This window comes from Streptomyces sp. GDS52 (assembly GCF_052246875.1).
Lineage (GTDB): Bacteria > Actinomycetota > Actinomycetes > Streptomycetales > Streptomycetaceae > Streptomyces > Streptomyces cathayae.
Map to the genome: position 1 here is coordinate 25,599 of NZ_CM125966.1, position 24,543 is coordinate 50,141.

Below are 24,543 nucleotides of genomic sequence, written 5' to 3' on the forward strand. Positions count from 1 at the left end.
GCCGAGCGGCATCCGTCCATCACCCCCGCACCCACCGCCGAACGGCGGGAGAAGGACTCATTCAGCCATGAGCAAGACCAGCAAGAAGGAAGCCGCGGCTGCCCGCAAGGCCCGCGTCGAAGAGTTGCGTCGCGTCGAGAAGGCGCGGGAGCGTCGTCGCCGCGTCATCACCATCACGCTCAGCACGGTCATCGTCGCGGGGCTGGTCGGGTGGGGCGGGTACGCCCTCGACAGCGCCAACGAGAAGAGCGAGCAGCAGGCGGCCGAGGCGAAGAAGCCCGTACGGGGCGAGAAGACCTGGGAGGCGAAGGAGCTCACCCGCAACCACGTCCAGGGCACCGTGAAGTACGCGATGAGCCCACCGGTCGGCGGTGACCACAGCCAGGCGTGGATGACCTGCGAGGGCACCGTCTACACCGAGGCGATACCGAACGAGAACGCCGTCCACTCCCTCGAGCACGGCGCGGTCTGGGTCACCTACAACGACAAGGCCGCCGACGCCGACATCGAGACCCTCGGGGACAAGGTCTCCAGGACCCCGTACAGCCTGATGAGCCCGGTCACGGACCAGTCCGGGGCGATCACGCTGTCGGCCTGGGGGCGCCAGCTCACCGTGGACAAGGCATCGGACCCGCGGATCGACCAGTTCTTCACCAAGTACGTCCAAGGGCCCCAGACCCCTGAGCCGGGTGCCGCCTGCTCGGGCGGCCTGATGGCGTCATGACCGGGACGGTCGTGACGGAACGAGCCACGGCTCCGGAAGAGGGACACGGCCCGCGGCCCGGTCTCGCCCGCTGGCTGACCGTGGGCGCGGCGGCCCTCGTCGCCGTAGTCGTGGCCCTGTCGGTCCTGGTCGTGGTGAGCGGGGAGAACGAGCAGACGGTCGGTGTTCCGGCCGCGGACTCCGCCGATGCGGGGTTCGCTCGCGACATGGCCGTCCACCACCAGCAGGCGGTGGAGATGTCGTACATCGTCCGTGACCGTACGGCCGACGAGGACATCCGGCGTCTCGCGTACGACATCGCGCAGACTCAGGCCAACCAGCGCGGCATGATGCTCGGCTGGCTCGATCTGTGGGAGCTCCCGAAGATCTCGCCCGACGGGTACATGACGTGGATGCACGGTGGCCACGAGGACCACGGGTCGAAGGGCGGGTCCCTGATGCCGGGCATGGCCACGGCCGCGGAACTCGGCCGGCTCGGTGAGCTCGAGGACGATCAGGCGGAGATCCTCTACCTCCAGCTCATGATCGACCATCACATCAGCGGCGTCGACATGGCCCGCGCCTGTGTCTCGCAGTGCGAGGTGGACACCGAGCAGAAGCTGGCGCAGAGCATGGTCGAGGGCCAGCAGTCGGAGGTGGAGCTGATGACCGCCTTGCTGAAGGAGCGCGGAGCCACGCCCCGGAAGTGATTCCGCTCCGGTCGTCCGGTCGGGTGCCGCCCAGCGGCACCCGACCGGACACGCAGCGACGGCTCCCGCACCAAAGTCCGGCGCGGCGACGCGGTGTGCCCCAGCGTCACCCACGCCGTCACCAGGGCACTCCCGGGTGAAATTTCCGTTTCGCAGCGACCCGTCGGCCCGTTTCCCCGATGATGGGGACCGCCCGGGCAACGGATCAGGCGACACGGGGAGTACGCACATGACGGTGGAAGCCGGTACGCAGCAGGAGCACGTCACGGGGAGGGTGTGGGCGGTGCGCCTGGACCCCCACGGCCGCCCCTCCGCCGGCACGGTCCGGCTCTCCTGCTCCCGACCCGCCTGTGCCGACCAGCACTTTTCCAGCACTCCCGCGGGGCGCAAGGCCGCGGTCGAACACGTCAACATGCATCTGGCCCGCATCCGGGCGGACGGCGGGCCGCGCGGCGGGGCATGGTGCGGTTGTCGCGCCGCCGACTGCGCGTGGCACACCTCCGACGTCCTCACCGGCAGGCGTGACGGGGCGCGACCACCGGAGGGGACGGCGCGGTGCGGGGGCCCGGTGGTCCTGATGGTGCACGCGAACCGCGCCGGACGGCTGTGGCGCATCGCGGAAACGTGCGCGCGCTGCGCGGCCGCCATTCCCGACTGCCGGGTCCTGGACACCGCCCCGTCGCCTCGCCCCGCCCTGGCCCCGGCCGAAGCAGGACGGGACGAGGCGGGAAAGCCGGAGACGGGCCGGGAACCGGCCGGCGGAAATGTGGCAGCGGTCTTCTCCGACCACGCCCCCTCCCCCCTGCCCCCTCCTGCTCCTGCTCCCGTTCCCGCTCCCGCCGACGCTTCTCCCCCGGCCGCCGGATCCGCCGCGGCGCCCGGTGCCCGCACCGCCTCACCGAGGGAAGTGCCCCGGCCGGTGAAGCGGTGGGGGAAGATCGCGCAGCGGACCGTGCCGCACGACCTTCAGCCCGACGTACTGCGTGTGGAACTCATCGAGCTCGGGGACGCGTTCCGCGCCTATCAGCAGTGCCCCGAGCCCGACCTCGTCGTCCTTGCCGAACTCCACGAGCGCAAGGCCCGTGCGTTCGCCCTGTGGGCCGATGTCACCGGCGACGGAACCCTGCGCCATGAGGCGCACCGGGCCCGCAAGGCGGCGCAGACCACCCTCGAGATGCACGGGAACCGGGGCGGCGGGCCCACCGACGGCCCGGTGGTGGAACGGCTGCTGACCCGGCAACAGGCGGTGCACGCCCGTACCGTGCTGGGCCATGTCCAAGACCACGCCCCGCACCCCGAGGCCGAGGTGCACCTCGCGGTGCTTCTGCTCACCCTGCGGGCCGCGCGCGCCGGCACCGGGAACATCACCGGACAGGACCTCACCGCCTGGTTGCAGGGCGATGCCGAGCGAGTGCTGGAACAGTTGGTCGCCGCCGACTGGCTGCGCCTGCCCGGTACCGTCGCCGAGGTCCTGGCCTCCCGGCCCGAGAACCCCACCGCGGTCACCGTCCCCACACTGCTGCCCGAACAGCCCCGCCCGTTCGTCTTCGGCAAGACCACCCGCTCGAAGATCTCCGGTTGGGCCCAGAAAGCCGTGGGCGACCGGAAGGTCCGCAAGAAGAAACTGGGCGCCGCCACCCGGCTCCTCGCCCTGTACAGCGCCGCCCACACCCGCCCCGACGGCCGCCTCGGGCATGCCGAGGACGGCGGACTGCATCTGGACAGGGCCGCCGCGTTCTGCGCCCTGCCGCCCGAGGAGATCACCGGGCACGTCGAACTGCTGATCGCCGCCGACTGGCTCGCCGAAGCCGACACCACCGGAGGACGGCTGCGCGGACAGCTCACCGAGCGGGTCCTGCCGCTGGGCGGACTGCTGTGACGCCCCAGGCGCGCCACGGCCCGATCGCGCGGGCTCGGGCTCCGCGGTTCCTGACGGACCTTCCCTTGCGCGGTCCTTCCCTTGTGTGAACCTTCCCTTATCGGGTGCCCCCGCGCCGTCGCCCTGCGCACATCCGAGGTCGCCGACGCCGAAACCCGGGCAACCGGCCGGGGACACCCGACGCGACCCGGGATATACCCTTTGGTGTCCGGTTGTTCGTAGCTTGACCGACTGTTTGCACGCACAACGCCGCAACATTGGATGTACGCCACATCGATCGCCCAGGAGACCCATGCACCCCCGAATACCCCCTTCCCCCCGCAAAGCCCCGCTCCCGCCCGTCGCCCTGGCGGGCGGCGCGCTGGCCGTCGGCATCGGCGGCCTGTATCTCGCCGGGCTGCTGCTCACCGGCGGTGAGATCGAGGCGGGTACCACGGTGCGCGGCCTGGACATCGGGGGTCTGACCCGCGAGGAAGCCACCCGGAAGCTGGAGCGGCACCTGGCGGCGGACGGCTCGCGGCACCTGGCGGTGCAGGTCGGCGACCGCAAGGGCACGGTCGATCCGCGGCAGGCGGGGATCGCCTTCGGCATCCGGGAGACCGTCGACCGGGCGGCGTCCACCGGCGCCGATCCGGTCAGCGTGATCGGCGGGCTGTTCCGCTCGGGCGGTGGTGACATCGAGCCGGTCGTGCGGATCGACGAGGACAAAGCCCGTGCCACCCTCGGGAAGCTGGCGAAAACGCTCGACCAGCAGGCCCGCGACGGTGCCGTCTCCTTCGACGAGGGCCGTGTCGAGCAGATCACCCCGCGCACCGGGTACGCGCTGGACGTGGACGCCGCGACCGGTGCCCTGCGTGCCCCCTTCCTGCGCGGCGCGGCGGACTCGGTCACGGTGCTGCCCGCACGCGAGACCAGGCCGAAGGTCACCGCGGAGGAGGTACGGCGGGCGGTGCGCGCGTTCGCGCAGCCGGCGATGTCGGCACCGGTCACGCTCACCGCGGGCGACAAGCGGTTCACGATCACCCCGGCCGTGCTGGGCGAGCACCTGACGATGCGGCCGGACGACACCGGCAGGCTCACACCGGAGCTCGACAGCGAGGGCCTGCGCGCCGCCCCCGCGGTGGCCGGCGCCCTGAACGGCCTTCCCACCACACCCCAGAACGCCCGGCTGGGGCTCCAGGGCGAGAAGGTCGTGGTGACCTCCGAGGCCCGACCCGCCGTGCAGGTAACCGACAAGGCCCTGGGCAAGGCCGTCCTGCCCCTGCTCACCGAGTCGGGCGACGGCCGCACCGGCGAGGTGGCCACAGAGCAGATCCAGCCGGAGATCACCCGCGAGAGCGCGGCACGCCTGGGACTGACGGAGAAGATGTCCTCCTTCACCGTCACCTTCGAGCCGGCCGCCTACCGCACGACGAACATCGGCCGGGCCGCGGAACTCATCGACGGCTCCGTCGTCATGCCGGACGAGACCTGGAGCTTCAACCGGACCGTCGGCGAGCGCACCCGGGCCAACGGCTTCGTCGACGGCATCATGATCCTCGACGGCCAGTACGTCGAAGCGGCCGGCGGCGGGGTCTCCGCCGTGGCCACGACCGTCTTCAACGCGATGTTCTTCGCCGGGGTCAAGCCCGTCGAGTACGGCGCCCACTCCTTCTACATCGAGCGCTATCCCGAGGGCCGGGAGGCGACGGTCGCCTGGGGCAGCCTCGATCTGAGGTTCGCCAACGACTCCGGCAAGGCCGTCTACATCCAGGCCGAGTCCACCGACACCTCGGTGACCGTCAGCTTCCTCGGCACGAAGAAGTACGACGAGATCACGTCGGTCAAGGGGCCGCGCACCAACGTGCGGCAGCCGGCGAAGAAGGTGAGCACCGTCGAGAAGTGCGTGCCGCAGACCCCGCTCGAGGGCTTCGACGTCACCGTGCAGCGGATCTTCCGCGACAACGGCCGGGAAGTGCGGCGGGAGCCGTTCCACACGCACTACACCCCGCGTGACGAGGTCACCTGCGCGGAGGCGCCGGGCGAGCGCCGGCCCTGAGGAGACACCTCCGTCGACCCGTCCGGCGTGACCCCGCTCGGTGGACGCTCCGAGAACGTCACTGGAGCGGGGAATCGGGCGGGGGAAGCCGGACGGTGCGCTCCCGGTCGACGGACTCGACGCCGTCCACCGCCTCCAGGGCCGGGATCCGGTCCGCCGCGACGGTGCCGGAGAGCGTGCCGAGGACCGGCTGCTCGCCCGTGACCGTCAGCCCGGCCCGCCGCAGGGCCTCGACGACTTCCGCGAACCGGTCGGGGTCGACCGCGAGGACGACCCCGACCGGCGCGGATCGGGACGACTCGCTCACGGGGCCTGGAGCAGACCCGCGCCGACGTCCCTGAGGGGCTGTGTCAGCGGGAACGCGCCGGACTTCAGGCCGGCCATGAGTTCGGCCGCGGAAGCGTTGGGGGTCGCCTGGGCGAGCAGGGCGATGGCACCCGCCACGTGCGGCGTGGCCATGCTGGTGCCGCTCATCTGCTGGTACCCGCCGCCGGGGGCGGCCGAGTGCACGTCCCTGCCGGGCGCGGCGATGTTGATCTCGCCGCCCTGGCCGTTGATGCCGGCGTTGGAGAAGAACGACGGCTCGATCGCCTTGTCGAGCGCGGCCACCGCGAGGATGGAGGGGCAGTTGGCGGGCCGGCCGACGGGCTGGATGTCCTGGGGCCGGCGGCTGTCGTTGCCCGCGGCGGCGACGATCACCGTCCCGCGCTCCAGCGCGCGCTGGGCCAGGATCTCGTAGGTCTGCGGGAAGAGCTCACCCGGTCGGACCCGTGCGCCGAGCGACATGGAGATCACCCGCGCGCCGCGGGAGACGGCCCAGGCCATGCCCGCCAGGATCTGGCCGTCACTGCCGCTGCCCGCGTTGCTGAGCACCTTTCCCGCGAGGATCTGGGCCTCGGGGGCCACGCCGTAGCGGGGGCCCTGCCGGGGGTTGGCCGGACCGGCGGCGGTGCCGATGCAGTGCGTGCCGTGGCCGTGGCCGTCCTCGACGGTCTCGCCGGGCACGAAGGATTCCGTCGCCTCGATGCGGCCGGCGAAGTCCGGGTGGTCGGTGTCCACTCCGGTGTCCAGGACGGCGATCTTCACACCGCGTCCGGTCAGGTTGGTCAGGTTGGCCCGGATCGCCTGCAGGCCCCAGGTGAAGCTCTGCTCGTCCGAGGCCGGGCCCTGGGCGGCGGCGATCTCGGTCCTGGTGTGGCGGGCGACCACGTCCTCGTCGCTGCGGAAGGCCGGGAAGAACTCGGTGGGCGCCTGCTGCGGGGCGGTGATCGGCAACGCGTAGACCATGCGCTCCGGTTCCGCCGCGATGATCGAGGGCTCCGCCTCGGCCGTGGTCACCAGCGCGTGGCGCTGCTCGGGCCGCACCTCGACGACGGCTGCGGCGAGATCCTCGAAGAGCACCGAGACGTCGGGGCGCTCGAGGAGTTCGGCCACGTTCCCGGCCTCGGCGCCTCGAACGCGCTCGACGGACGCTATGTCGGCGGAGGCACGCAGTGCGTTGATTCCGCTCTCCTGGTCGCTCGGGTCGAGCAGAACCACGTACCGGCCGGTGTACTCCGAGCCCTGGCCCATGACGGAGCCGTTGGGCCGGTTGGGCTGCTCGCCGAAGGCGTGCCTGTCCATGGGGCCGTTCGCCATTGGGTTTCCTGCTTTCTGTGTGTTTCCCCCCGGTTCGTGGACGCGCGCCGATGCACGGAGTGCCGGGTGCCGAGGTCGGCGGGGCACGGTTCAGCCGTGTATCGACGCGTGATGCCGTCACCTGCAGGGCTGTCCCTTGTCAGGCTCTCGGCATTCCCCTTCGAGCACCGTCGCACCGGGCACGGAGGACCGCAACACAGCACCGTCGGCCGTGAGCCCTTTCCAACCTGCGGCAGTGGCTTGCCTGTTGACCTGGCAGCAGGGTGAAGCCGCCGCTGGAAGCGAGGTCATCAGGTGGTGGGGGCACCACGGCGGCCAGTGGTCCACACGGCCGTGAGAACACCCGAAGGCGGTGATTCGGTTTTCGTGCCCCATACGCCCATTGGAGGGATGGCCCTGTACGACGAGCCCGGCCGAGTGCGGCGGGCGACCGCGGGCGGCAGCCGGCCGTCGGTGGCACGCTCGAGGGTGGCCGCCGGTCCGCCGGGAAGCGCGTCCCGGAAGCGGCTGAGGCGGAGCACGACGTGGTCGACGAGGGCTGTCGCGCCGATCCCTCCGCGCCGGGGCCAAACAGCCGTACCGCAGGGTCGGCGGCGGGGGTGGGGCTTCGTGAGTGGGCTCGGGCCATGGCTTCCCGGTGTTAGGTCGCGTCCGCTCCTCACTCGCAGCCACGGGGAGCCCGGGAGACCGGTCCGCACGCTGCTACGCGGAAGCCAGCACCTCTCCGGCCGTGACCTGGGGAGGGTTCGGGAGCAGGGAGGCGAGGTTGTCCCGCACGAAGTCCGCCGCCCTCGAGATCGATTCCTCGGCACCGGCCCGGTCCAGGAAGACACTGGTCGAGACCATCACTCCGTCCCCGGCGTCGACCCAGTAGTAGGCCACGAAGCCGGAGACCTGGCGCATGAGCGGCACGAAGCCCTCGTTCACGAGGCGTCCCGCCTCTGCCGGGTCGGTCACCCCTTCGTACCGCCGGACCGCTGCGTACATCACCAAGCTCCTCGCGGGGTTCTGGTTCGTCCTCTTCCGAGACGTCGTACCCCTGCGGCGGCTGCCTGGCCCATGAGGTGTCCGGCCGTCACCTGAAGGGACTCCTCGGGCGATCCGAACGGCGGCTTCCGGCCCGGACACACCGCCCTGCACCCGGGTTCCCCCGCAGTGGTGCACTCGCCGTGTCCGCACGGCATCCGCCCGCCTCGCCCAGTCCCGGGCCGAGGCCGAACAGGCCGCCATGATCTGAGCCGGGCGGGACCGGTCTTGCCCTCGTGGGCCCGCCGGCCATCCGGCCCCACTCGTCCGTGGACCCGGCAGTCCCGGCAGTCCCGCTGCCTCGGGTTCAGCCCGGTCCGCAGCGATCGAGTGCAGCACGAACCTGGTCGAGCCCCTCCGCTCTCCAGCGGTCCCGGTCGGGCATCCGGTCGTCCCGGCGCCAGCGCCAGGCCGAGAACATCGCCCAGCCCAGGGCGCGGCACCGGTGCATCAGGCCCTGGTCGGCTCCGGCATAGTGCTTTCCCACTTCTTCGGGCGCATGGGCGAGGTCGAACTCGACCGGCCCGCGACAGCACGTGGCGAGGTCCACGAAAAGCGGCCCTCTCCTCGTGTCGAGGAGGTTTCCCGGATGCGGCTCGCCGTGCAGCAGCTGGTCGCCGTCCCTCTCGACGCTGATCGCGGTGCCGAGTCCACCGAGTGTGGCGCTGAGGAGTTCCCGGTCGGGACCGGGCAGCTCGGGGGACTGCTCCCGGTCGCTCACCTCTCTCAGCGCGCCGGCGACTCGTTCGGTGAAATGCGGTGCGGCCAGGTCGATCCGGCGCAGGGCGGCATGGTGCCGCATGAGCGCGTCTGCGTAGTCGGCCGGCGCGATCTCTGTTCCCACAGGTTCGTAGGAGGTCCAGAGCGAGATGGCGAAGGCATCACGCACGAAGACTCGGGGATCGACCCGGGGCTCGAGCTCAGCCACCGGAGCGTCGACGTCGGCGAGACGGCGGGCGACCTCCACTTCGAACTCGGAAGCAGCCAGATGCCCCAGAGGCGCGACCCGAGCCAGAACACCGCATGGGACCAGACGCAGCACGACGCGGTCCGAGTTGCTGATGACGACCACGTCGTCGGCCTGGAGACCTGCCTCCGAAGCGGTCGCCCGTCCTGCCTCGACCGCACGACGGAGTTCCCATGGCTCCATCGGACCTCTTTCGAGGAAACCACCGGCTTCAGCTGGTGGGGGAATCGAATCCCTGATGTACGTTTCTGGTGTCCCGCAAGGGACCGGTTCGGGCTGGACCGCAACCTTTGGGTTGGAAGCCCCCTGTCCTTCAGGAGGGGGAGCGGAGTCACACCGTCCTCCCCCGCTTCGGGGCCCGTGGAGGGCTCAGGTCGAGAGTAGTGGAGCACGCCATCGGCCATCACCAGGCTTTGCGGGGGCCAGGGCCGGCACCGAGACCGGGCTCAGCCCCTGCCGGTGATTCCCCGCCCCGTCGAGAAGGGCGCCTGCCGGGCTTCCGACCGAGTTCAGGCGCCCTTCCGCCGCGGCTAGAAGAAGCCGAGCTTCTTCGGCGAGTACGACACGAGGAGGTTCTTCGTCTGCTGGTAGTGGTCCAGCATCATCTTGTGCGTCTCCCGGCCGATCCCGGACTGCTTGTAGCCGCCGAACGCCGCGTGCGCGGGGTAGGCGTGGTAGCAGTTCGTCCAGACGCGGCCCGCCTGGATGGCGCGGCCGGCGCGGTAGGCCGTGTTGATGTCGCGGGTCCACACGCCCGCGCCGAGACCGTACGAGGTGTCGTTGGCGATCTTGATCGCGTCGTCGAAGTCGTCGAACGAGGCCACCGAGACGACGGGGCCGAAGATCTCCTCCTGGAAGACACGCATCCGGTTGTCGCCCTCGAAGATGGTCGGCTGCACGTAGTAGCCGCCCTTCAAGTCACCGTCGTACTCGGCGCGTTCACCGCCCGTGAGGACCTTGGCGCCCTCCTGTCGGCCGATGTCGATGTAGGAGAGGATCTTGGCCAGCTGCTCGCCGGACGCCTGTGCGCCGATCATCGTGTCGGTGTCGAGCGGGTGTCCGGGCCTGATCAGTTCGGTGCGGGCGACGGCCGCGGCCAGGAAGTCGGGGTAGTTGCCGCGCTGGATCAGCCCGCGGGAGGGGCAGGTGCACACCTCTCCCTGGTTCAGCGCGAACATCGTGAACCCTTCGAGGGCCTTGTCGCGCAGCTCGTCGTCCTTCTCCCACACGTCGTCGAAGAAGATGTTCGGTGACTTGCCGCCCAGTTCCAGCGTGACCGGCTTCAGGTTCTCGGCCGCGTACTGCATGATCAGCCGTCCGGTGGACGTCTCGCCGGTGAAGGCGATCTTCGCCACCCGCGGACTGGAGGCGAGCGGCTTTCCGGCTTCCGGGCCGAAGCCGTTGACGATGTTCAGTACCCCCGGCGGCAGCAGGTCGGAGACAAGGCTCAGCCAGTAGTGGATGGAGACCGGAGTCTGTTCGGCGGGCTTGAGGACGACCGCGTTGCCCGCGGCGAGGGCGGGTGCGAGCTTCCATGTCGCCATCAGGATGGGGAAGTTCCACGGGATGATCTGGGCGACGACGCCCAGCGGCTCGTGGAAGTGATAGGCGACCGTGTCGTCGTCGACCTCGCTGAGCGAGCCCTCCTGGGCGCGCACGGCGCCGGCGAAGTAGCGGAAGTGGTCGATGGCCAGCGGGATGTCGGCCGCCAGGGTCTCCCGTACGGGCTTGCCGTTCTCCCAGCTCTCCGCGACCGCGAGTGACTCCAGGCCGGCCTCCATGCGGTCGGCGATCTTCAGCAGGATGTCGGACCGTTCGGCCGCCGGCCTGCGCCCCCAGCCGGGCGCGGCCGCGTGGGCCGCGTCGAGTGCCGCCTCGACGTCCTCCGCCGTACCGCGCGCCACCTCGGTGAACGGCTGCCCGTTCACCGGACTCGGGTTCTCGAAGTACTGCCCCCTGACCGGGGGTACGTACTCCCCTCCGATGAAGTGGTCGTAGCGGGGCTGGTAGGAGACGATCGCGCCCTCGCTTCCGGGCGCCGCGTAACGAGTCATGCGGAACTGGCCTCCTTCAGCAGGGCCGCCCGCCGTCGGGCAGCTCTGCGCCGGAGCGTAAGGACGCGGACGTTGCATCCACGTTGCGGACGGGCAGCGGCGCTACCGGTCCTCGCAGCGGACCCAGCCGTCCAGGGCCGCCAACTCCGATTCGAGTGAGGCCAGACGGGCCAGGTTCGATGCCGTCGGCCGGGCCGTGACCAGTGCCCGCCACACGTCCAGGTCCTCTTCGCCCCACGGCGCGTGGGCCCAGTCGGCCAGCAGGTCGGCGTCCGAGCGGGCGATCAGTGCCGCGCGCAGTCCGTCGGCGAGGCGGCGCCTGAGCCGTACGACCGCCGGTGCCTGGGAGGCGGGCAGCAGGGGGCCCGCATAGGTGGCCAGGGCGGTGGTGACCGCGCCGGCCGCCAGCCGACGTTCGACGGCGGCGATGTCCGACTCCAGGGGTGCCGTGAGCCGGTAGGGGCGCGAGCCGAGCAGTCCCGGGCCGAGCACCTGACGCAGCCGGGCGAGCTCCGCGCGCAGCGTCACCGGTGTCACCGACTCGTCCTCGTACAGGGCGCACAGCAGTTCGTCGCCGGTCAGGCCGTCGGGGCGCCGGGCCAGCAGGACGAGGATCTCGCTGTGCCGGCGGCTGAGCCGGATACTGCGGCCACCTGCCGTCAGCACGGCCTGGTCGCGGCCCAGTGTCACCAGTGCGGGCCCGCCTTCGTCCGGGCGCCTCGGGGCGAGCAGCGCCAGCTGGGATTCCGCCGCGCGTGCCACGGCCTGTACGAAGCCCAGGCTGTGCGGGTGCGCGAGACCGTCCCCGCCGGTGATGTCCACGGCACCGAGCAGCCGCCCCGTGTGCGGGTCGTGCACGGGGGCCGCCGCGCACGTCCACGGCTGCACGCGCCGCACGAAGTGCTCGGCCGCGAACACCTGGACCGGACGGTCCACGGCGACCGCCGTGCCCGGCGCGTTCGTCCCGACCGCGCTTTCCGCCCACCGCGCGCCGGGCACGAAGTTCATCCGCCCCGCCTGGCGCAGCGTCGACGTGTGCCCCTCGACCCACAGCAGTCTGCCGTGCGCGTCGCACACCGCCAGCAGATGCCGGCCGTCGGAGGCGAACGTGCCCATCAACTCCCGGAACAGCGGCATCACATGAGCCAGCGGGTGCTCGGCGCGGCAGGTCCCGAGGTCACCGTCCGTCAGTTCGACGTCGGCGGTGCCGTCCGGGTGGACGCCGGCGCGTGCCGAGCGCCGCCACGAGTCGGCGACCACACCGCGCACCGGGGGCGGCACCGCGCCGGCCTCGGTGAAGGTCTCGTGCGCCCGGTGCAGCACACGTACGCGCTCGGCAGGGTCGGCCCCCGGTTCCAGGGCTACCCAGGGATCGGTCAACGTGGCCTCCCGCAGGGCGATGCGCTGGGGACATCGTCGCCCGGGGTGTGCGCGGCGACAACCGTTTCGACGGGGGCGGCGGCCTCCTGCCGCCGTCGACCGGTTTTCCCGTACACGCGTTCGTTGGACGGACGGCCGCAACCGGTGACACCCCTTGACGGGCCGACGGCATCCGAGCCGCCCGGGGGCGCGGTTGCGGCGAGCCATGCTCAAGTTCCGTGGATCGGGCTCGAGTCGGCGCGTGAAGGGCGCGCCTTCCCGCTGTGGGCCATGGTCCGCTCGAGCCTTCGGTCGGGGACCGGCCACATCAGCGCGAGGCCGGCATGGACTGCCACCGCGCGCCGGTCGCTCAGGAAGCCGGCACGACGCCGTCCTCCACCACGTCGGTGGTCACCGTCAGACCGGGGTGGCGTCCGGTGGCGGTCCGGGCGGCCGTCGCGAGGCCGTCGCGCGCCCACTGCCGCCGGGTGTCCCGGTCGCCCGCGTCGAAGGCGTCGTGCGCCTCGAAGCGCCGGGCGTGCGCCAGGCACAGCGGCGGCCCGCGGCGCGGCCTCCCGTCCCGCCCGCGTCGGCGCGGCGAGGCTCTCCTCCGGTCCGTCCACCCCTGCCGTGATCGGCCGCGTCATGCCGTCTGCCGCCCTGCGGGGCGAGCCGTTCTCGGTCCGGCCTTCCCCACCGGGTGACCACGGAAGCGGGCGGCCGGAACGACAGCCCTCCGCACGCCCGGACAAACCGGGACGATCGAACATACGATGGGCGGGAGCCGGCGCGGTGCCGCAAGGGCGCACCGGGCCGCCTGTCCGACCAGGCGGGGTGACAGACCCATGGCACAGGCCGCGGAGCCGACACGAACCGTCCTCATGACCGTGGACGACGACCCGGGGGTCTCCCGCGCCGTCGCCCGGGACCTACGGCGGCGCTACGGCGCCTCGTACCGGATCGTGCGCGCGGAGTCCGGCGAGTCCGCGCTGGACGCGCTGCGCGAGCTGAAACTGCGCGGCGACCTCGTCGCCGTCATCCTGGCCGACTACCGCATGCCGCGGATGAACGGCATCGAGTTCCTCGAACAGGCCCTGGACGTGTACCCGGGCGCGCGGCGGGTCCTGCTGACCGCGTACGCGGACACCGGCGCGGCGATCGACGCGATCAACGTCGTCGACCTGGACCACTACCTCCTCAAGCCCTGGGACCCGCCCGAGGAGAAGCTCTATCCGGTCCTGGACGACCTGCTGCAGGCCTGGCGACGCAGTGACTACCGGCCGGTGCCCAGCACCAAGGTGGTCGGGCACCGCTGGTCGGCGCGGTCGTCCCGGGTGCGGGAGTTCCTGGCCCGCAACCAGGTGCCCTACCGCTGGTACTCCTCCGACGAGCCCGAGGGCAGGCGGCTGCTGGCCGCCGCCGGGCAGGACGGGCAGCGGCTGCCGCTGGTGGTCACCCCGGACGGCACGCCCCTGCTGGAGCCGGAGGCACCGCAGCTCGCGGCCCACGTGGGGCTGGCGACGACACCGGCGGCCGACTTCTACGACCTCGTCGTGGTGGGCGGCGGCCCGGCCGGGCTCGGCGCCGCCGTGTACGGGGCCTCGGAGGGGCTGCGGACGGTGCTCGTGGAGCGCTCGGCGACCGGCGGACAGGCCGGGCAGAGTTCCCGGATCGAGAACTACCTGGGCTTCCCGGACGGCGTCTCCGGCGCCCAGCTGACCGACCGGGCCCGCCGGCAGGCGGCGAGGTTCGGCGCCGAGATCCTCACCGCGCGCGAGGTGACGGGCCTGGAGGTGGGCGGCGCGGCCCGGACCGTACGGTTCTCGGACGGCTCGGCGGTCGCCGCGCACAGCGTGATCCTGGCGACCGGGGTGTCCTACCGGCAGCTGCCCGCGGCCGGCGCGCGGGACCTGACCGGCTGCGGGGTGTTCTACGGTTCGGCTCTGACCGAGGCACCGTCCTGCCGGGGCCAGGACGTCTACATCGTGGGCGGCGCCAACTCGGCGGGGCAGACGGCGATGTACCTGGCACGGGACGCCAAGTCGGTGACCCTGCTGGTGCGGGGCCCCTCCCTGTCGGCGTCGATGTCGTACTACCTGGTCCAGCAGATCGAGGAGACCCCCAACGTCTCGGTGCGCACGGGCACCGTGGTGGAGGCCGCGCACGGCTCCGGCCACCTGGAGAAGCTGACCCTGCGCGACACGGCGAGCGGGCGGAGCGAGCTGGTCGACACCCAGTGGATGTTCGTGTTCATCGGCGCGGCCCCGCTCACCGACTGGCTGGACGGCACGGTGCTGAGGGACGGGCGCGGGTTCATCCTGGCCGGGCCCGACCTCACGCCCGACGGGCGTCCGCCCTCCGGCTGGGAGCTGGACCGGCCGCCGTACCACCTGGAGACCAATGTGCCCGGCGTGTTCGTCGCGGGTGACGCGCGCGCGGAGTCCGCCAAGCGGGTCGCGTCCGCCGTAGGAGAGGGAGCCATGGCCGTGATGCTCGTCCACCGGTATCTGGAGCAGTCGTGAGCGGCCGGCCGACGCCGTGCAGCCCGAAGGAGATCGGCTCGCTGTTCCTGTTCGAGAAGCTGTCGGACGAGCAGCTGGGCCGGCTGTGCCGCGAGGGGCGGACGGAGCGGTTCGACCCCGGTCCGGTCTACACCGAGGGCGAGCCGGCCGCCTGCTTCTACGTGCTGCTGGAGGGCACGGTGGTGCTCTCCCGCCGGGTCGGCGGCGACGACGTGGAGGTCGTCCGGTCCTCGCAGCGCGGGGTCTATTCGGGCGCCATGCAGGCGTACCTCGGGGACCGGGTGCGGCAGGTCTACAACAACTCGATGCGTGTCACGGAGCCGACGCGGTTCTTCGTGCTGCCCGCCGGGACGTTCGCGGACATCATGCGCGAGTGGTTCCCGATGGCGGTGCATCTGCTGGAGGGGCTGTTCTTCGGGACGAAGAGCACCCAGGCGGCCGTGGGGCAGCGGGAGCGGCTGCTGGCGCTCGGGTCGTTGTCCGCCGGGCTCACCCATGAACTCAACAACCCGGCGGCGGCGGCCGTCCGGGCCACCGCGACGCTGCGGGAGCGGGTGGCCAGGATGCGGCACAAGCTCGCCCTCATCGCCGAAAGCCCTTTCCCCAAAGACCAGTTGGTGAATCTCATCGACATCCAGCAACGTACCGCCGAGCGGGTCGCCAAGGCACCGGCGCTCGCCCCGCTGGAGGCGTCCGACCGCGAGGACACCCTCACCGACTGGCTGGAGGACCACGGCGTCGAGCAGGGCCCGCAGATCGCGCCGACCTTCGTACAGGCCGGGCTCGACGTGGACTGGCTGGAGCAGGTCGCGGCGGCCGTCGGGCAGGAGATCCTGCCGGGCGCCGTGGGCTGGCTCAACTACACGGTGGAGACCGAGCTGCTCATGGACGAGATCGCGGACTCCACCACCCGGGTCTCCGCTCTGGTGGACGCCGCCAAGCAGTACTCCCAGCTGGACCGCGCCCCCTACCAGGTCGCCGACGTGCACGAACTCCTCGACAGCACGCTGCTGATGCTGTCCGGCAAGATCGGGCCGCGGATCAGGATCGTCAAGGAGTACGACCGTACGCTGCCGCGGATCCCCGCCTACCCGGCGGAACTGAACCAGGTGTGGACCAACCTGATCGACAACGCGCTCTGCGCGATGGACGGCGCGGGCGGCGACGGCACGCTGACCGTGCGCACCGCGCTCCACGACGGCCGGCTTCTCGTCGAGTTCCGGGACACCGGGCCCGGCGTGCCGCCGGAGATCCTCGACCGCGTCTTCGACCCGTTCTTCACCACCAAGCCGGTCGGCCGGGGCACCGGTCTGGGGCTGGACATCTCCCGGCGGATCGTCGTCGACAAGCACCACGGCGGCATCGGCGTGGAGTCGGTGCCCGGCGACACCCGTTTCCGGGTACTGCTGCCCCTGACCGCCGTCGAACCCGACGGAACGGCACTCTCCTCCGCCTCGTCCGACGGGCCGCCGCTCACGTCCGAGGGCCGTACGACATCCCAGGAGCAGGCATGACCAGCGACACCGGAATCGACCCCCGCGTCCCACCCAGCGGCACCGGCTGCGTCGAGTGCGACGCGGCGGGCGGCTGGTGGTTCCATCTGCGGCGCTGCGCGCAGTGCGGCCACATCGGCTGCTGCGACGACTCCGCCGGCAAGCACGCCACCGCCCACCACCGGGCCACCGGGCACCCGGTGATCCGCAGCTACGAGCCGGGCGAGGGCTGGTTCTGGAACTACGACACGAACGAGCTGTACGAGACCGGCCCCGAACTCGCACCGCCGGTGAGCCACCCGGCGGACCAGCCGGCGCCCGGCCCGGTGGGCCGCGTCCCCGCGAACTGGGCGGATGTGCTGCGCTGAGCCGTCCCGAGTCGCCCACCGTCGCGCATGCGCAATGCATTGGCATGTACACGTCACCTGTTCGCACGGGGGTGCCCCACCGGCCGGCGGTTATTCGGTGGATCTGCTCTTCTCACGCTCCTACAGTGACCGGACCCGACATCGTCACGAAAAGCGGATCATGCGTGTGCACTACCCCCGTACGCCTCATCTCCCGTGGTCTCCGGGGGCGACGTCGGACGACGTACGAGCCGGTGATCTGTCCGGGCTGCGCGGCCGCGAGGTCGTGGTCACCGAGAAACTCGACGGGGAGAACACCACCCTCTACGCCGACGGGCTGCACGCCCGGTCGCTGGATTCCGCGCACCATCCCTCGCGGGCCTGGGTGAAGAGCCTGCAGGGACGGATCGGCGCGAAGATCCCGAGCGGCTGGCGGGTGTGCGGCGAGAACCTCTTCGCGCGGCACTCGATCGCCTACGGGGGCCTGGAGAGTTGGTTCTACGGGTTCTCGGTCTGGGACGGCGGCGACCGCTGCCTGGACTGGGACCGGACGGTCCGGTTCCTGCGGCGGCTGGGGGTTCCGGTGCCGCGGGTGCTGTGGCGGGGTGTCTTCGACGAGCGTGCGCTGCGCGCGCTGCGGCTGGACACCGTGCGCCAGGAGGGCTACGTCGTACGCACCGCCGAGGGGTTCGGCCGGCAGGAGTTCGGGCAGCGGGTGGCCAAGTGGGTGCGCGCGAGACACGTCCGCACCGGTACGCACTGGATGCACGCCGCTGTCGTGGAGAACGTTCTGGGCCCGGACGCCGCGCTGTGGGCGGTGCGTTCGGGGGCGGCCGCCGACGTGCCGTCCCTGTCGGCCGCGCTGGGCGTCGCCCCTGAGGATCCGGCCGCCGCCGAGGCCGCCGCCGCCGAGGTGTCCGCGGGACTGGACGCGCTGGGCCGGTCCGGGGACGCACGGCTGGAGGGTGTCCTGGCCGCGATGCTCCACGGCACGCGCCGGGCGTGGCTCGGGCCCCGCCTCGCGGGGCCGCTGGGCATGCCGGGCGCCCGCCGCGTCGCAGACCTGGTCGGGCTGTCCCCGAGGCTTCGGCGCCCGTACCCGGACGGCGACCGCCGGACCGGTCTGGCGCGCTTCGCTCTCGCCGCCGACCTGGGGGTGCTGCACGCGGTCGCGGGGGCGGTCGCGCACACCGCCGAGGCCCGCGAACAGGTCGAATGGTCCGCGTTGTACGCCGAGGAGGCCGGGCTGCTCGGCGAATCGCCGCTGGAGCCGCTGCGGGCCGGGCTGCGGGACGCACTCGCCGGCCTCGGCTCCACCGCCGCCGACCGGTGCTGGGCACAGGCGCGGGACGCGTTCGCCCAGGGGCGGATCTCCACCGTCGACGAGGCGGTGGCGGCGAGCTGGCGGTGGCGTTCCGGGGCGTTTCCCCGGCTGATCCATCTCGTCGGGCCGTCGGGCAGCGGGAAGAGCACCTTCGCCGAAGGTCTCCCCCGGACCCGCTCGTACGTCTCCCTCGACGATCTGCGCCGGGCCCGGGGCTCCCGGGGCGACCAGCGGGCCAACGGGGAGGTGCTGCGGGAGGGACTGGACCGGCTCGACTCGGCGCTGGCCGGCGGCGGGACCGTGGTGTGGGACGCCACGTCCCTCAACCGGCACCAGCGTTCCCTGGTGCACAAGGTGGCACGGCGCCGCGACGCCCTGGTCACCCACGTGGTCGCGCTGGTCGACGAGGAAGAATTGGTACGGCGCAACAAGGGGCGCGCCCACCCGGTGCCGCCCGCGGTGCTCGCCTCGCAGCTGCACCGGTTCACCCCGCCCTACCCTGCTGAGGCCCACCGCACCTGGTACCTCGGAGCGGGCGGAACCGTCGACGACACCGCAGGCACGTTGGACGGCACCGTGGACGGAGGAGAGACGTGATGCGTACGAGCGACGAGATCTACCACCGGGTTCGCTGGGACCCGCGGTTCGATCCGGCCCGGTTCGTGCTGGGGATCATCCAGCGCGGTGCCGCCCCCGCGCGGGTCCCGCTGCCCTCGTTCGTACCCGGCGGCGACATCCCCTGGCACCGGGTGCTGTTCGTCGAGGCGGACGGCGAGCTGGTCTGGGACCGCACCACCGGTGTGGACCGCATCGACACCTCGGACGCCGGCCGGGTGCGCAGCCCGCGCCTGCTGCGAGCGCCCTTCTTCACCGCCGGGACGCCCCACGCGTGGGAACCGGCGGAGGGATGGCGACCCGTGGACGGCGCACCCCGGACACCCGTACCGGGCGCGGGGAGTCTGCGCGTCCTCACCTGGAACACGCTGTGGGACCGGTACGACAGCGACCGCATCGACACCGCCCGGCGCCGCCCCCTGCTGCTCTCGGCCCTGGAGGAGGCCGACGCGGACGTCATCGCGCTCCAGGAGGTCGAAGCCGCTCTGTTCGCCCTGTTGCTGCGGGCGCCCTGGGTCCGCGCCGGTTACACCCTGGGCACCGCCCCGGGAGGGAAGGACGTCGAGGACAGCGGGCTGCTGCTGCTCAGCCGGCTGCCCGTACGGGAGGCGGGGCGGCACGCACTCGGACCGCACAAGGCCGTCACCGCCCTCACCGTGGAGACCGGCTCCGGTCCGCTGGTGGTGGCCACGACCCATCTGAGCAGTGACCACTCCCCCGGCGGCCCGGCCCGGCGGCAGGCCGAACTGGGCCGGCTCGCCGAGGGACTCGGCGGCGTGGACGGCGATCTGGTCCTGGTCGGTGACTTCAACGACGGCGGCGACGGACCGGCCGCCGCGCTCGGGCTGCGGGACGCCTGGACGGAGGTCCACGGGCCCGGCGACCGGACGCCCACGTTCGACCCGGGCGTCAATCCGCTGGCCGCGGTGTCCTCGCTGTCCGGCCGGGCCTCCCGGCTGGACCGGATCTTCCTGCGCACGGAACGGCTGCGGACGACCGGGGTGTCCCTGCGGGGCGACGCGCCCACCACGGACGGGCTCTACGTCTCGGACCACTACGGCGTGGAGGCGGACCTCCAGCTGAACGGTACGGAGCCCACGGGCGTCCTCGACGCCCGGCCGACGGCCCGCACCGCGCTGGCGTGGATGCCTCCCCAGGAGCTGTGGCCGGTCCTCCAGGACATCCGCCGGGAGCACGATCCGCAGTTCCACCGCTGGCCGCCGCACGTCAATCTGCTCTTCGGTTTCGTGCCGGAGTCCGACTTCGAGCAAGCCGCCTTGCTGCTGTCCGAAGCGGCGGCCGGCACGGCGGCCTTCACCGCCCGGCTGGACGGGGTGCACACCTTCGGGCACCGGGACGACGCCACCGTCTGGCTCGACCCGGCGGCGGCCGGCGAAGCACCGTGGGCAGGACTGCGCCGCACTCTGGAGGAGCGCTTTCCGCGCTGCCGCGGGCGCGCCGAGGGCTTCACCCCCCATCTCACCCTGGGCCGGACGAAGGATCCGCAGCGCCTCGCCGCCGCATCCGCCGCCCGGCTCGACGGCATGCCGGCGGCACGGGTCGAGGAGCTGGTCCTGCTCTCCCGCCGGGGCGACGAACCGATGCGTCCACGCGCCACGATCGCCCTCGGAACGGGCGACGTACGGTGGCTGCCCGAAACCCCCGGACCCGCTGCCACGGGCTTCACCGCCACCGGCCCCGCTGCCCCCGCACCCGCCACCACCGAGCCGACCGCGGAGAGCGAGGCCCGGGCCGCCCTGGCGCGCAGGACGGCGCAGCGCATCTCCGCGGCGCTGGGTGACGGGGTCGTCCACCTCGTCGGCTCACGGCGCATGGGCTGCGCCCTGGCCGGAGCGGACCTGGACCTGGTCGCGGCACTGCCGGGCAGCCCCGATCCGGCCGGCGTCCGGGCACGGGTGACCGCCGCGCTGCCGGACACCGGCCGGGTGCGGCAGGTGACCGGCGCCCGGGTGCCGGGTCTGCGGCTGCGCACCGGTGATCTGGACGTCGACCTGGTCGTCGTCGCCACCGGAGCGCTCGACCCCGGCGAAGCGGTGGGCCGCCGCGCCGAGTTGGGCGAGGGGGCGGCGATCGCCCTGAGTGCGGTGAGCGACGCGGACGCCGTACGGGCCGCGGTGGGCGACCGCCACGCCGCTTTCGCCCGGCTCGCCAGGCAGGTGAAGGCGTGGGCCTGGGCCCGTGGCCTCGACTCGGCTCCCTTCGGTGGACTGCCGGGCCTGGCCTGGTCGGTGCTGGCGGCCCGTACGACGTGCGAGGCCACGGACCCGGCCGCTTCGGACCTGCTCCGCCACTTCTTCGGCACCTGGGCCGCCTGGGACTGGCGGGACCCGGTCGGCCTCACCTCCACCGGAACGGGACCGCACACGCCCGTGGCCCTCATGACGCCCACCGCTCCCGTCCGCAACTGCACCGCACAGGTCGGCGCCTGCTTCCGGGACCTGCTGACCGATGAGCTCTACCGCGCCTGGACCATCCTGGAAACGGCAGCGGATGCGGGCACGGACCCCTGGCCCGAGCTGGTGTCGCCGCCCTCCCTGCACCGGCGGCACGCGGCCTGGGCGATCCTGACCGTACGCCCGGGCCCCGCGGAGGAGTTCGAGGAGACTCTGGGGCGCGTCCGGGGGCGCCTGCGAGCGCTGCTCGCCGCTCTGGAGGACGCCGGAGCGGGGGATGCGTACGCCTGGCCCCGCCCGTTCGAGGCCGGGCCGGCGGTCGCACGGTACGCGATCGGCCTCGGCCGCACCCCGCCCGACGCCGCCCGGCTCGCGGAGATCTCCGAGGAGTGGGGCGGAGATCTCCGCGGGGTCGACGTCGCATGGGCGGAGTGCGGCACCGTACCGACCCTGCGCTGACCGGAGGGGTGACGCGGCAAGGAACGTCACCCCGAGCCGGACCCCGAGGGTGCCGGCTTCGGCCGGGGCGTCGAGGAGGCCGTGGAGCCCCGATGCGGTCACACGGTCCCGGGAACTCCGGGAACTCCTGCGGTTCCCGGGACCGGGTGTCCGGCCCGCCGGCCGGACCTACGCTACGGCCTTGTTCCCGCTCGTCGGTCGGTCAGCGCTCCAGGTCCCCGCGCATCTCGACGAAGAGCTTTCCCGCGTCGGCGAGCGTGCTGTCCTCGAAGAGCGCGACGGCCGCCGTGCCCTCGTCGGCCCACCCGCAGATGACATTGCCCTGCTCGCTCAGCGAGGCGATCAGGCACTCCACCGAGCCGCCGAGGGGCCCGGGCTCCACCGGCTGCGCCTCGGGCTGCCCCAGCTCCGGGTCCCACTGGATGTACTCGATCATGCCCCGGAACAGGTGCTCCCGGCGCTTGCCGGGGTCCTCGGGTACGTGGTCGACGCCCTCGAACAGCACCGGCGCGCCCTGCCCGCCCGGGTCCCCGTAGTTGCCGATGACCAGCGTCATGCCGTCCCGCATCTCGCCCGGGTCGACCGGGGTGTCCGTCAGGGCCCGGTCTCCCCCCAGCTTGTCCAGGCCGCCCGCCCGGGGGGCGTCCACCAGGGTCCGCGGACCGCCTTGCTCCGCCGAAGGCGTCGGCGACGCGGGCTGGGACACCTGACCGCTCGGGGGAGCGTCGGGATCGGGGAGGCCCGTGTACTCCTCCCGGCAGCCGCTGACCGTCAGCATCGCCACCACCGCCACGGCCGTCAGGCCCGCTCTCGCCACAGATCCGCGCTTCATGAAATCCCCCGTCGTCGCTTCGTTCACGGTGTCCCCGCCGCCATGGGCGGCGGTCGTGGTCAGTGACGAGCCGTTCGGCCGAATGGTTCCCGCCACCGGGCACGAGGACCTACGGCGAGCGGCGGAAGGGTGAGCTGTCCCGAGTTCCGTACGGGGACGGCGGCGCCTGCCGGCCCACGGTCCGACCGTGAGCTCCGCTCGGCCGGTCGTCCCGGTCGGCCCCGGTCACATCGTGCCGACCGTCGAAAACGGGGAACGAGTCAGTCACCGAGGTTCGAAGCGACCAGGAGGAGGACATCATGAGCCGCGACGAGGGGGACGGCGACAACAGCGCCTACGGCCGAAAGGCGTTCAAGCGGTCGAGGGCCCACTTCGCGGACCGGATCACCGCGGACGGCAGGGACGGGTGGCCGGTGGAGGCCGGGCGCTACCGGCTCGTCGTCAGCCGGGCCTGCCCGTGGGCGAGCCGGGCGCTGGTGTCCCGGCGGCTGCTCGGTCTGGAGGACGCTCTCTCCCTGGCCGTCGCCGACCCGATCCAGGACCACCGCAGCTGGCGCTTCACCCTGGACCCGGACGGCCGTGATCCGGTCCTCGGCATCCGGTACCTGAGCGAGGCGTACGACCGGCGGGAGACGGACTACCCGGGCGGGGTGAGTGTCCCCGCGATCGTGGAGGTGGCCGGCGGACAGCTGGTCACCAACGACTACCAGCAGATCACTCTCGACCTCGCCACCGAGTGGACGGCGCTGCACCGCGCGGGCGCGCCCGACCTGTATCCCGAGAAGCGGCGCGACGAGATCGACACGGTGATGGCGGAGGTGTTCGACGATGTGAACAACGGGGTGTACCGGGCGGGCTTCGCCACCGGTCAGCAGGAGTACGAGGGGGCGTGCGCGGACGTGTTCCGGCGGCTCGAACTCCTGGCACGGCGGCTGGCGGGGCAGCGGTACCTCGTCGGCGACACGATCACGGAGGCGGACATCCGGCTGTTCACCACGCTGGTGCGGTTCGACGCCGTCTATCACGGCCACTTCAAGTGCAACCGCTGGAAGCTGACGGAGAACCGGGTGCTGTGGGCGTACGTCCGCGATCTCTACCAGACGCCAGGCTTCGGCGACACCGTCGACTTCGACCACATCAAACGGCACTACTACCAGGTGCACACCGGCATCAACCCGACCGGCATCGTGCCCCTCGGCCCCGATCTGTCCGGCTGGTCGACCCCGCATCACCGCGAGGAGCTGGGCGGCCGGCCGTTCGGCGACGGGACGCCGCCCGGGCCGGCCCGCGCGGACGAGGAGACGGCCCCGCGGGGCCGCCCCTGACGCGCGTTCGGCCGGGGAACCACCGCTGCGGTCGCCGGCTGCGGGAGCAGGCCCCCTTCTGCGAGCCGGGCCGTCATGTGCGTGCGGGCCGGTTTGCCGCTCGCCGTGCGGACGACGGCGCTGTGCGGGACCTCGACGACGGTCTCGGGGGCGACGGCGAAGTCCGCGGCGATCCGGGCGGCGAGGCGTGCGGTGCCGACGCTCAGGCCCCGTTCCGCCACGACCACGACGGCGAACGAGGCGCCGTACGGCAGGACCACGCACTCGGCGACCCCCGCCTCGGCCCCCGCGGCCTGTTCCACGTCGGCGGCGAAGACGTTCGTGCCGTTGGCGGAGACCCGGTCAAAGCGCCGGCCGCCGAGGGGGAGCAGACCCGCGTCCAGCCGGCCCAGGTTGCCGGTGTCGAACCGGGTGGTGCGGTGGTCGGTGGCACGTCGTAGCCGTCGAACAGGGTGCTGCCGCGCCGCTGTACACGGCCCGTCTCCGCGTCGGCGCAGACGCGGCCCGACCGTCCACGACGCGCAGGCCGAGGCCGGACACGGGAGTGCCCGGGCAGGCGGCCGCAGCCGGGGCTGGCCGACGGGGCCGCGGTCGATCTCGATCTCGATCTCGATCTCCAAGAAGGTACACCGCGGTGCCCCTCCCATCGAGCTGAGGGCCTTGACGAAGGCATCCGTGGCCGACAGCAGCCCCGACAGGGACGCGTCCGGGTCGGCGCGGGAGCGGCAGTGCGCGCGCTCCCCCGCGGTGAACACCGCCCCGCCATCGCGCACGTACCTCCTCCGCGCGAACTCCGCGACCGAGTGAAGGCGGATCTCGCGGTCACGCCGGGCCTCGG

18 protein-coding genes are annotated in these 24,543 nt (G+C 72.6%); 10 read left to right on the plus strand and 8 right to left on the minus strand.

The features are described 5' to 3' along the window. Positions 1–67: 67 nt before the first annotated feature. The 4 genes from ACTWJ9_RS00145 (at position 68) to ACTWJ9_RS00160 (ending at position 5,330) form a co-directional block, all read left to right on the plus strand. Positions 68–724, plus strand: coding sequence for a DUF3105 domain-containing protein (locus tag ACTWJ9_RS00145; RefSeq protein ID WP_279331932.1), 657 nt, complete (start codon positions 68–70; stop codon positions 722–724). Further along, positions 721–1,413 carry a DUF305 domain-containing protein gene (locus ACTWJ9_RS00150; protein WP_387041437.1) on the plus strand — a complete coding sequence of 231 codons (693 nt, stop codon included), beginning with the start codon at positions 721–723 and terminating at the stop codon, positions 1,411–1,413. Before ACTWJ9_RS00145 ends, ACTWJ9_RS00150 begins: the two co-directional genes overlap by 4 nt. A gap of 229 nt (positions 1,414–1,642) precedes the next feature. Next, positions 1,643–3,292, plus strand: coding sequence for a hypothetical protein (locus ACTWJ9_RS00155; protein ID WP_443295006.1), 1,650 nt, complete (start codon positions 1,643–1,645; stop codon positions 3,290–3,292). Between the two features lie 292 nt (positions 3,293–3,584). After that, complete coding sequence (locus ACTWJ9_RS00160) at positions 3,585–5,330, plus strand: VanW family protein (RefSeq protein ID WP_279331938.1); 1,746 nt, start codon at positions 3,585–3,587, stop codon at positions 5,328–5,330. A 58-nt stretch (positions 5,331–5,388) separates the two neighbouring features. Here ACTWJ9_RS00160 and ACTWJ9_RS00165 read toward each other — a convergent pair whose 3' ends face one another. From ACTWJ9_RS00165 to ACTWJ9_RS00190, 6 genes are all read right to left on the minus strand, one after another. Next, on the minus strand, positions 5,389–5,637 hold the full coding sequence (locus ACTWJ9_RS00165; RefSeq protein WP_279331939.1) for a hypothetical protein: 249 nt from the start codon (positions 5,635–5,637) through the stop codon (positions 5,389–5,391). After that, positions 5,634–6,968, minus strand: coding sequence for a S8 family peptidase (locus ACTWJ9_RS00170; RefSeq protein ID WP_279331940.1), 1,335 nt, complete (start codon positions 6,966–6,968; stop codon positions 5,634–5,636). Before ACTWJ9_RS00170 ends, ACTWJ9_RS00165 begins: the two co-directional genes overlap by 4 nt. A gap of 702 nt (positions 6,969–7,670) precedes the next feature. Beyond that, positions 7,671–7,955 (minus strand): hypothetical protein, encoded by a 285-nt coding sequence (locus ACTWJ9_RS00175; RefSeq protein WP_279331941.1) that lies wholly within the window; start codon positions 7,953–7,955, stop codon positions 7,671–7,673. A gap of 346 nt (positions 7,956–8,301) precedes the next feature. Further along, positions 8,302–9,144 (minus strand): phosphotransferase, encoded by an 843-nt coding sequence (locus ACTWJ9_RS00180; protein ID WP_279331942.1) that lies wholly within the window; start codon positions 9,142–9,144, stop codon positions 8,302–8,304. Positions 9,145–9,491: 347 nt separating this feature from the next. Then, positions 9,492–11,015 carry an acetaldehyde dehydrogenase ExaC gene (gene exaC, locus ACTWJ9_RS00185; RefSeq protein ID WP_279331943.1) on the minus strand — a complete coding sequence of 508 codons (1,524 nt, stop codon included), beginning with the start codon at positions 11,013–11,015 and terminating at the stop codon, positions 9,492–9,494. A 102-nt stretch (positions 11,016–11,117) separates the two neighbouring features. After that, a complete protein-coding gene (locus ACTWJ9_RS00190; RefSeq protein ID WP_443295008.1) occupies positions 11,118–12,395 on the minus strand; it encodes a GAF domain-containing protein in 1,278 nt (425 codons plus the stop codon). Positions 12,396–13,219: 824 nt separating this feature from the next. On the opposite strand from ACTWJ9_RS00190, the gene ACTWJ9_RS00195 reads away from it, so the two are divergent. From ACTWJ9_RS00195 to ACTWJ9_RS00215, 5 genes are all read left to right on the plus strand, one after another. Then, positions 13,220–14,896, plus strand: coding sequence for an FAD-dependent oxidoreductase (locus ACTWJ9_RS00195; RefSeq protein WP_279331945.1), 1,677 nt, complete (start codon positions 13,220–13,222; stop codon positions 14,894–14,896). Further along, positions 14,893–16,410, plus strand: a complete 1,518-nt coding sequence (locus ACTWJ9_RS00200) for an ATP-binding protein (protein WP_443295009.1) — start codon at positions 14,893–14,895, stop codon at positions 16,408–16,410. Before ACTWJ9_RS00195 ends, ACTWJ9_RS00200 begins: the two co-directional genes overlap by 4 nt. Further along, positions 16,407–16,757 (plus strand): UBP-type zinc finger domain-containing protein, encoded by a 351-nt coding sequence (locus tag ACTWJ9_RS00205; RefSeq protein WP_384203324.1) that lies wholly within the window; start codon positions 16,407–16,409, stop codon positions 16,755–16,757. Before ACTWJ9_RS00200 ends, ACTWJ9_RS00205 begins: the two co-directional genes overlap by 4 nt. Positions 16,758–16,917: 160 nt before the next feature. Next, complete coding sequence (locus ACTWJ9_RS00210; RefSeq protein WP_443295010.1) at positions 16,918–18,657, plus strand: RNA ligase family protein; 1,740 nt, start codon at positions 16,918–16,920, stop codon at positions 18,655–18,657. Continuing rightward, positions 18,657–21,548: a poly(A) polymerase gene (locus tag ACTWJ9_RS00215; protein ID WP_279331949.1), complete on the plus strand. Its 2,892-nt coding sequence runs from the start codon at positions 18,657–18,659 to the stop codon at positions 21,546–21,548. The genes ACTWJ9_RS00210 and ACTWJ9_RS00215 overlap by 1 nt, the downstream gene beginning before the upstream one ends. A 202-nt stretch (positions 21,549–21,750) precedes the next feature. On the opposite strand, the gene ACTWJ9_RS00220 is transcribed toward ACTWJ9_RS00215, so the two are convergent. After that, positions 21,751–22,380, minus strand: coding sequence for a hypothetical protein (locus ACTWJ9_RS00220; protein WP_443295011.1), 630 nt, complete (start codon positions 22,378–22,380; stop codon positions 21,751–21,753). A gap of 299 nt (positions 22,381–22,679) precedes the next feature. On the opposite strand from ACTWJ9_RS00220, the gene ACTWJ9_RS00225 reads away from it, so the two are divergent. Beyond that, complete coding sequence (locus ACTWJ9_RS00225) at positions 22,680–23,705, plus strand: glutathione S-transferase family protein (RefSeq protein WP_279331952.1); 1,026 nt, start codon at positions 22,680–22,682, stop codon at positions 23,703–23,705. On the opposite strand, the gene ACTWJ9_RS00230 is transcribed toward ACTWJ9_RS00225, so the two are convergent. After that, a complete protein-coding gene (locus ACTWJ9_RS00230) occupies positions 23,609–24,478 on the minus strand; it encodes a hypothetical protein (RefSeq protein WP_387039356.1) in 870 nt (289 codons plus the stop codon). The genes ACTWJ9_RS00225 and ACTWJ9_RS00230 overlap by 97 nt on opposite strands. Between the last annotated feature and the right edge of the window lie 65 nt (positions 24,479–24,543).